Raw genomic sequence first — 7652 nt, 5'->3', positions numbered from 1 at the left:
CAGCTACTCTCGTCTGTGCCGGAGTCGGCGAGTCTAGACCAGTATTGGCCCAGTGTAGAGGGCACAGCGCATCAAGAAGCCGTCACGCAGCTGTTTATGCCGCCCGGAACGTTCTTTGATTCTTGCTCAATTCATGCCATTACAACCGCGACGCTGGCTCGGCTACAGGAACTCTACCCTGACGGCAGCTTTGCGCCCTGCCGATTTCGACCCAACCTTCTGATTAAACCCGTCTCTGGTGAAACTACATTTATTGAAAATGACTGGGTTGGCGGGATTCTGGCGATCGGACCGGAGGTTCGTCTCAGCATCGATACGGCGTGTCCCCGCTGCGTCGTAACGACGCTGGCTCAGTCTGGTCTTTCTAACGATTTAAATATTTTGCGCACGGTTGCCCAGCACAATCAGGTAATTGCAGGTATCCGAGCCTCGGTTTTGCAGGGAGGTACAATCTCCTGCAATGACTCTATTTGGCTGGAGTCGGCTGACTAGACCTCCGAAGTTTTGCAAAACCTCGGAGGTCTTGGGGAGCACTTAGCAATTGGTGCATTGTTCGTAGGAAAATCCTCTGCAACGCGAGGTGAGCGCTTTTGCTACAAGGGAGAAGCAGGTTACTTCTTCCAAACCCATGACAGCCCCCCTCAACGCTTACCTCGCAGATAACTTTGCTCCCATTCGATCGGAGCAGACCCTAGACGACCTGCCAGTTGTGGGCAAGTTGCCCACTGAGCTGAATGGCATGTTTGTGCGCAATGGCCCGAACCCCCAATTCCCGCCGCTGGGTCGCTACCACTGGTTCGACGGTGACGGAATGCTGCACGGGATTCACATCCACAATGGCAAGGCAAGCTACCGCAATCGTTACGTGCGCACAAACGGCTTTGAGCAGGAGAACAAAGCAGGTCGAGCCTTGTGGGGAGGGTTCCTAGACCCTGCACCCTCTGGCTCGCAGGGAGGCTTCAAAAACGTTGCTAACACGGCTTTGGTGTGGCATCACGATCGCCTTCTCGCCCTGTGGGAGGGGGGTGAACCGCACGCGATCGCAGTACCCAGCTTAGAAACATTGGGGTCTTACACGTTTGACGGCAAGCTAAATTCTTCCGTCACTGCCCATCCTAAAGTTGACCCGATCACGGGTGAGATGATGTTCTTCGGCTATGCACTGGCTCAGCCTCCCTACGTGAAGTACAGCGTCGTTTCTGCTCACGGAGAACTGCTGCGAACGGTTGCGATCGAGCTGCCTGTCGGGGTGATGATGCACGACTTTGCAATCACTGAGCACTACACCCTGTTTATGGACTTGCCCCTCACGTTCCGGTTACAGCGGCTACAGCAAGGAAAGCCCGCGCTTGCCTTTGAGCACGATCGTCCCAGCCGCTTTGGTATTCTTCCGCGACATGGTGATAATCGATCAATTCGCTGGTTTGAAGCGCCAAGCTGCTACATTTTCCATACCCTGAACGCCTATGAAGACGGGGATGAAATTGTCTTAATTGCTTGCCGGATGGGCGGCACGAGCGTTTTAGGCGCATCCTCTGGTTCTCATGAAGGAGACAATCGCCAGATTCAAACTGATTTGCCGCTGCTGCACCGCTGGCAGTTCAACCTGAAAACAGGGACTGTGCAAGAACAATCGCTGGACGATCGTCCCTGCGAATTTCCCCGGATTAACGAACAGTATTTGGGGAGGCGCACCCGCTATGGCTATGCAGGCAAAAGTGCTCCAACCGCGACGCCCAAGTTTGATGGCTTAATTAAGTTTGACTTGGGCAATCACAGTAGCCAAACGCACCATTTTGGGACCGGACGCTATGGCGGTGAGGGAGTGTTTGTGCCTCGATCGGGAGCAACCGATGAGGATGATGGCTGGCTAATGACGTTTGTGCACGACGAAGCGCAAGACACGTCTGAGTTAATTGTGCTGAACGCTCAAGCCGTGACTGATGAACCGATCGCGCGTGTTCTGATTCCCCAGCGCGTTCCCTACGGATTTCATGGCACCTGGATTCCAGCCGTGTAGAGATACTGCCGCGATCGCCACTTGATTAACGCAAAAAAGCAGGATAGACACGCTATCCTGCTGGGGAAACTATTTAGCTAGCAGTCGCTCAGCCATTTGCGGCTTATACCAATTCTCTAAATTCCAGCTACAGATCAAACCACTAGAACTCAGGTGGAATTGAGCGTTTGCAATTCTGAATTCCGAAATCCAAATTCCGAATTGGTATTAGCTGTTGCCTTCGATCTCGGGAGCATTCGTGCCGCCGAGGTTGATCTTGACAACTTCGTTGCGAGCTTCAGCCACTTTAGGCAGCGTCAAGTTCAGGATGCCATCTTTGTAGTCAGCGTGCACTTGATCGTTTTGCACAGCGGCGGGTAGCGGAATCACACGCTGGAATTTGCCGTAGCGGAACTCCGATCGAACCACACCGTTGTCGTCGCTCTTCTGCTCGTGGCGATGCTCACCGGAGATGCTCACCGCTTCTCGAGTAACCTGAATATCGAGGTCTTTTGCATCAATGCCAGGAAGCTGAGCGCGCAGGGTGAAGCTGTTTCCTGCATCTTTTAATTCGATCGCCGGTGCCCATGTAGAGGACTTTTCACCGGTGTAGGTGGTCAATTCATTAAATAGGTGATCAAATTGACGACGCAGGGTTGCCATTTCGCGGGATGGTTGCCAGTAACGAACTAACATCGTGTCACCTCGTAAGTAATTCAGAACCTGAACCTTCATGTCTCTATAGTGCCGTAACTCCCACGGAGCGGGGGTTGGGAAACCGGAACAGATATTTTTCGGTTTTCCCAACCGGATGAACTTTGAGTTCTGGATGTGCTCTTTGCTTAAGTGTTCTGGGCTTAAGTATTCTGGTGGCTCTTGAAAATCTGTGTGACTTCCAGAAGCGGCACAGCCTCGCAAATTCTGCCCCTTGCGCTGTCAATAATTGAGGCGTAATTAATCGAAAACGGCGATGGCTAGCGTCCTGGGATTTGGAGTTGGGCTGATGGTTTTTCTGCTGCTGATGCTGCTAACCTTTGCGGGGTTGCAGTGGCTTCAGCTTCCCGTAGGGAATTTAGTCGATTGGCTAATTGGCGGCGCGAGCTTTGCCTGGCTAGTGCTAATCGTCACGGTGCCGTGGAATATTCACTTTCAGGCGAAGGCAGTGCTGGCGGATGCCGAAGCCTCTAAGGAAATGGACATTCCGATCGATCGCCAGCAGCTAAGCTATGTCCGATCACTGGCTCAGCGATCGTTCTGGATTGCGATCGTGCTGCATCTGGTGTCGGCTCTTGGCTTGTATGGGCTGTCGGCAACGGGTCTTAGTCCGATCGGCTACATCAGCTCGGGTGCGGCACTCTTGTTAACCGTTTTGCGCCCAACGATCGCGGCGTATCAGTACTTTGCCGATCGGCTGAGCCGCATTGGTGAGGCATTTGTGTATCCGCGTGAAGATGTGGTGGAACTGCGGCAGCGCGTGGTGCAGCTAGAAACCTCTGTGAAGCAGCTGGAAGACCAACTTAATTCAGACCTATCCGACTCGTGGGCGGCAACTCAACAGCGCAACTGGAATGAGTCACGAGCTGGACTGGCGCAAGTCTCCGCAACCCTGGAAACGCTACGGGCAACGAATCTAGCAGAACACGATCGCCTCTCTCATGAGTCGCGGCACGCGATCGCGCAGCTCAGCACAGATAGCCAATTTCTGGAGCACGTGCGCGAAATTATTCGCTTCTTTAAGGCGGCGTAGTCGCTGCGTTATCCGTAATGGTACCTGTGTTAATCAGGTAGAGTATGTTGCTGGACGGTAGTTAATGATTACAAGCTGTACGATCAGCTCATACTTTATCTGCCTGTAGGCGAGGTAACGCACTCAATGCGACGATTGGTGCTCTACAGCGATCAAGCGATCGCAGCAAATCGGCAGGTGGATCAGTACCTGCTTCAACTATTAGGCACGACCGCCGCCCGCATTGGCTACATCTCCTCATCAACCGATCCAACCCGTCAGTACTTCACTTTAAAGCGGCAGTACTACCAGCAATATGACCTTGAACTTGTGCTCTACGTTGAACTCGATGTCGAATACAATCCTGACCTTTTAGATCCATTGTTTGCTTGTGATGCGATTCATTTGTCTGGTGGTAATACCTATTACTTCTTGTACTGGCTCCAGCAACGCGGTTTGATAGAACGGCTCCAGCACTATGCCAACCACCAAGGTGTGCTAATTGGCGTAAGTGCTGGGGCAATTCTAATGACACCGGAAATAGCCTCGGCGCAGCTATGTGGTGACGAGCCGTATCCACCGCTTACCACGTGTCAGGGATTAGATTTAGTAAACTTTGCATTTGTGCCGCATGTGCAGGATACGCCAGAGAGCCAAGTCTGTATGCAGGCGTATGCTAACCACCAGCAACAAGTCCTATACGGCTGTCATGACGGAGACGGGATTGTTGTCGCTGGTGAAACGGTTACATTGGTTGGCAATGTGGTGAGCCTGACACCGACAAGTGCATGAGTGATACCCCATGACATACCTGTCGAATTGGGGTGCTTGAGACCATGCTACAGTCGCTATAACTGGTCGCTGCTAACTGACTGAGGCGATCCCAAGGCTTTTTTCTCTCGCGAAGAGAGGATATGGTGAGCGATAACGTGTTCTGCTCCTCAACTCCACGCCTCCTATGAAGCGACTCACTATCCGGTTTACCAAGGCGTTTACTAGAGCGGTTTCCCTTAGCCTGGTTGTGCTGCTGACCTTTACATCGATCGTCCTTACCCAGACGAGAGCGCCAGCCGTCGAACCGACCCCAGCACCCAGCCCAACTGCATCGCCAGCGGCTCCGTCTGTCACGGTTCCTACTATAGATGCGCCAACGCCTACAGCCTCACCGGGCAGTGCAGAACCAGCGAAGCCCACTCCAACCTCGACTAGTCAGCCAGCCAGCGCAGAGCCAGCGAAACCGACGCCGACTCCGACTGGTGAGCCCAGCGCAGAGCCAGCGAAACCGACGCCAACCCCAGCCAGTCCGCCAACCGACACAAAACCCACGGACGCCACGGAAACGCCAGCCGATGCTGCGCCTAAACCGGACGACAAGCCCGCCAAGTCGCCAGAGGAGCTTGAGCGCACAAAGAAACTGGCAGAAGCCGATCGACTCTATCAGCAGGGCGACGCTGCTGCCGCCGAAAAGCTTTATCGGCAAATCAAATCGCCCTTTTCAGACACAGCGGCACCCGAAACTCGCCCGAAAGCAATTACCGACCCAGAACAGTTGTCTCCCGGCGGCAGGGTTTACTGGCGCGAGTACCAGGAAGGCGCGAGGCAAAATTTGGAGACGCGGATTTTTGTGCCGCTGAATTTGCTGGTCGAGAAGCATCCAGAGTTTGTTCCAGGACACGTCAAGCTGGCAGCATCGCTGGAGGAGCGCGGCAAGCTGGACGAAGCCGCCAGCGTGCTCGATCGCGCTAGCGGGCTGTATCCAAATCAACCAGACTTGCTGCGGGCGCGGATGGCGCTGCTCGCAAAGCGGGAGCAGTGGATCGAGGCGTCGATCGCCGCTCGTCAGTTTGCTCTGCTGCATCCAGACGATCCGGCTGCGCCAGAATTTGCGGCGCTTGCCGAGGAGAACCTCAAGCGCTACCAGCGATCGCTGCGCTCTAAGCTTACAGGTAACTTGATTGGCAACATCTTGACGGGAGCGATCGGCTACGCCGTCACAGGCAATTTATTTGGTCCGCTGTCGGCTGTTCAAACCACGGTGCTAATGCTGCGGGGCGAGTCGGCAGTGGGAGAACGCTTCGCTCGCCAAGCCGAACGGCAATTGGACCTTGTGAAAGACGAGGCGACGCTGAAGTACGTGGATGACTTGGGGCAGAAATTAGCCAAAGCGGCAGGACGCAATGAGTTTAATTACCAGTTCTACGTGGTTGAGGACGACAAGCTGAATGCGTTCGCGCTACCCGGTGGCAAAGTGTTTATTAATGCGGGGGCGATCGTCAAATCCAACTCCGAAGCCGAACTTGCAGGCTTACTTGGGCACGAACTTGCCCACGCCGTTCTCTCACACGGCTTCCAGCTTGTAACAGAAAGCAGCCTCACCGCCAACGTGTTTCAGTTCATTCCCCTCGGAGGCTTGATCAACGATTTGGTGGTGCTCAACTACAGTCGCGACATGGAGCGCCAAGCCGATATTCTGGGTACTCGGCTGCTGGCGGCGTCCGGCTACGCTGCCGATGGACTACGAAACCTGATGGCGACGCTCGGCAAAGAGGACAAACGCGCCACGATCGATTTCCTTTCCTCCCACCCCGTCACGACCGAGCGGGTCAAATACCTGGAAACTCTGATCGACCAAAGCGGCTACAACCGCTACGCCTACGAAGGGATTAATCGTCACGCGGAGATTCAAGAGCAGGTAAAGAAGATCTTGCAAGCCAAGAAAGAGCGGGATGAAAAAGACGAAGGCAAACGAAGAGATGAAAGAAGAAATGAAAACTGATATCATCCCTCGAACGCAAATTCCTGATCCACAATCCAGCGCTGCCCCGTGTGGATCAGCAGCGTCAGACGATCGATCGTGAACGCTGCATCATACGACTGGTGCTGGAACTCAGCCCAAGCCGTGCGGAAGTTCGCCTTGGTTAAATCCCGAAAGCCTACAGTCATGTGTGGGGCAAACGGTCGCGTCTTAGCCACCGCATCCACAATTCCCAAGGTGGCTTCCGTATGTGCCAGTAGCGCCGCCTGCACCTCCAACAGGTCCGCGGTCCGCAGCACGTTGATATAGACCACGCGCGGCACAAATGCCCCAAAGCCAGCGAGCGTCATCGGAACGGGCGATCGCGATCGGGCAAACTGCCCCAGCGAATCCGACAACTGCAGGAGTTCTGCGTTAGCCCACTCAAACGGCGGCTGCAGTGTTACGTGTGGAGGAGACTTCAGCGCCGCTCGACTGTTGAAGCGATCGACAAAAATCTGCTTGACCTCGTTGGCGTAGTCCTGAATCTCCTGTGGGGGTAGGAGCGCAATGAAAAATCGACGTTTTGAGCTGTCCAAGCGCGTAGAGTAGTAAGGTGAACAAGCGTTTTCACCTTACTATTCTCTCCCCACTCTCTCACTCCTCGCGTTCCATGCCCTGGTTTGTCAAGATTGAAGAAGGCATCGTCGATAAAGCCACATTTGACCAGCACGTCCCCGCTCACAAAGCGTATGTTCGTCACCTCATTGCCAAGGGTCATCAGGCAAAAACGGGCTACTGGGGCTGCTACGGTGGCGGAATGCTGATGTTTGAAGCAGCGTCAATGGACGAGGCGAAGTCGATCGTCGATCGCGATCCGCTGGTTCAAAGCGGCTGCGTTAGATACAAGCTTTACGAGTGGCGGATTGTCGTCGAGTAGCCAATCCCGCTGCCGATCGCTCTGGACTGCGCTCAGATACGACCGTTTAAACCTTACACGGGTGCACTCAGAGGCGAATTAGGTTGCTGAGAGGGACTGAAGCGAAGTTCTCTCAAGCCATCCTTTAAAACTAGGAGACCCGGAGACCACGCCTATCGCAAGCATCCCGTATTGCTGCTACCTTCCGGTCCTGACAAGGTTTGGGCGTTGCGATCGCATGGGTCCAGGTCATCTATCAGCATAGCACTCCCTG

General features: G+C 54.2%; 8 protein-coding genes and 1 other RNA gene. 6 read left to right on the top strand and 3 right to left on the bottom strand.

What is annotated here, in order from left to right:
- Positions 1-492, top strand: a 492-nt coding sequence (locus H6F43_RS06065) for an MOSC domain-containing protein (protein WP_190341673.1), incomplete at its 5' end; no start/stop codon positions are given.
- A gap of 136 nt (positions 493-628) precedes the next feature.
- Positions 629-2020: a carotenoid oxygenase family protein gene (locus H6F43_RS06060; protein ID WP_190341671.1), complete on the top strand. Its 1392-nt coding sequence runs from the start codon at positions 629-631 to the stop codon at positions 2018-2020.
- Between the two features lie 207 nt (positions 2021-2227).
- On the opposite strand, the gene H6F43_RS06055 is transcribed toward H6F43_RS06060, so the two are convergent.
- Complete coding sequence (locus H6F43_RS06055) at positions 2228-2695, bottom strand: Hsp20/alpha crystallin family protein (protein ID WP_190341669.1); 468 nt, start codon at positions 2693-2695, stop codon at positions 2228-2230.
- Between the two features lie 274 nt (positions 2696-2969).
- Between H6F43_RS06055 and H6F43_RS06050 the strand changes: the two genes are divergently transcribed.
- From H6F43_RS06050 to H6F43_RS06040, 3 genes are all read left to right on the top strand, one after another.
- Positions 2970-3746, top strand: coding sequence for a hypothetical protein (locus tag H6F43_RS06050; protein ID WP_190341667.1), 777 nt, complete (start codon positions 2970-2972; stop codon positions 3744-3746).
- A 126-nt stretch (positions 3747-3872) separates the two neighbouring features.
- A complete protein-coding gene (locus tag H6F43_RS06045) occupies positions 3873-4517 on the top strand; it encodes a Type 1 glutamine amidotransferase-like domain-containing protein (protein WP_190341665.1) in 645 nt (214 codons plus the stop codon).
- Positions 4518-4683: 166 nt separating this feature from the next.
- On the top strand, positions 4684-6501 hold the full coding sequence (locus tag H6F43_RS06040) for a M48 family metalloprotease (protein WP_190341663.1): 1818 nt from the start codon (positions 4684-4686) through the stop codon (positions 6499-6501).
- Between the two features lie 2 nt (positions 6502-6503).
- Here the strand turns inward: H6F43_RS06040 and H6F43_RS06035 are convergent, their stop codons facing one another.
- Positions 6504-7058 carry a 2'-5' RNA ligase family protein gene (locus H6F43_RS06035; protein ID WP_190341661.1) on the bottom strand — a complete coding sequence of 185 codons (555 nt, stop codon included), beginning with the start codon at positions 7056-7058 and terminating at the stop codon, positions 6504-6506.
- Positions 7059-7132: 74 nt separating this feature from the next.
- Between H6F43_RS06035 and H6F43_RS06030 the strand changes: the two genes are divergently transcribed.
- The gene (locus H6F43_RS06030; protein ID WP_190341659.1) at positions 7133-7399 is read left to right on the top strand and encodes a YciI family protein; all 267 of its coding nucleotides are present in this window, start codon (positions 7133-7135) and stop codon (positions 7397-7399) included.
- Between the two features lie 133 nt (positions 7400-7532).
- Here H6F43_RS06030 and ffs read toward each other — a convergent pair.
- Positions 7533-7629, bottom strand: an RNA gene (gene ffs / locus H6F43_RS06025) — signal recognition particle sRNA small type.
- Positions 7630-7652: the final 23 nt, after the last annotated feature.

The sequence above is a fragment of the Leptolyngbya sp. FACHB-36 genome (assembly GCF_014695955.1).
Lineage (GTDB): Bacteria > Cyanobacteriota > Cyanobacteriia > Leptolyngbyales > Leptolyngbyaceae > FACHB-36.
The sequence above is the reverse complement of the archived record's forward strand: the minus strand, read 5'-3'. Positions and strand labels throughout refer to the sequence as shown.

Coding starts and splice junctions, on each gene's coding strand:
- H6F43_RS06060 (WP_190341671.1), top strand. CDS start 629: ATGACAGCCCCCCTCAACGCTTACCTCGCAGATAACTTTGCTCCCATT.
- H6F43_RS06055 (WP_190341669.1), bottom strand. CDS start 2,695: ATGTTAGTTCGTTACTGGCAACCATCCCGCGAAATGGCAACCCTGCGT.
- H6F43_RS06050 (WP_190341667.1), top strand. CDS start 2,970: ATGGCTAGCGTCCTGGGATTTGGAGTTGGGCTGATGGTTTTTCTGCTG.
- H6F43_RS06045 (WP_190341665.1), top strand. CDS start 3,873: ATGCGACGATTGGTGCTCTACAGCGATCAAGCGATCGCAGCAAATCGG.
- H6F43_RS06040 (WP_190341663.1), top strand. CDS start 4,684: ATGAAGCGACTCACTATCCGGTTTACCAAGGCGTTTACTAGAGCGGTT.
- H6F43_RS06030 (WP_190341659.1), top strand. CDS start 7,133: ATGCCCTGGTTTGTCAAGATTGAAGAAGGCATCGTCGATAAAGCCACA.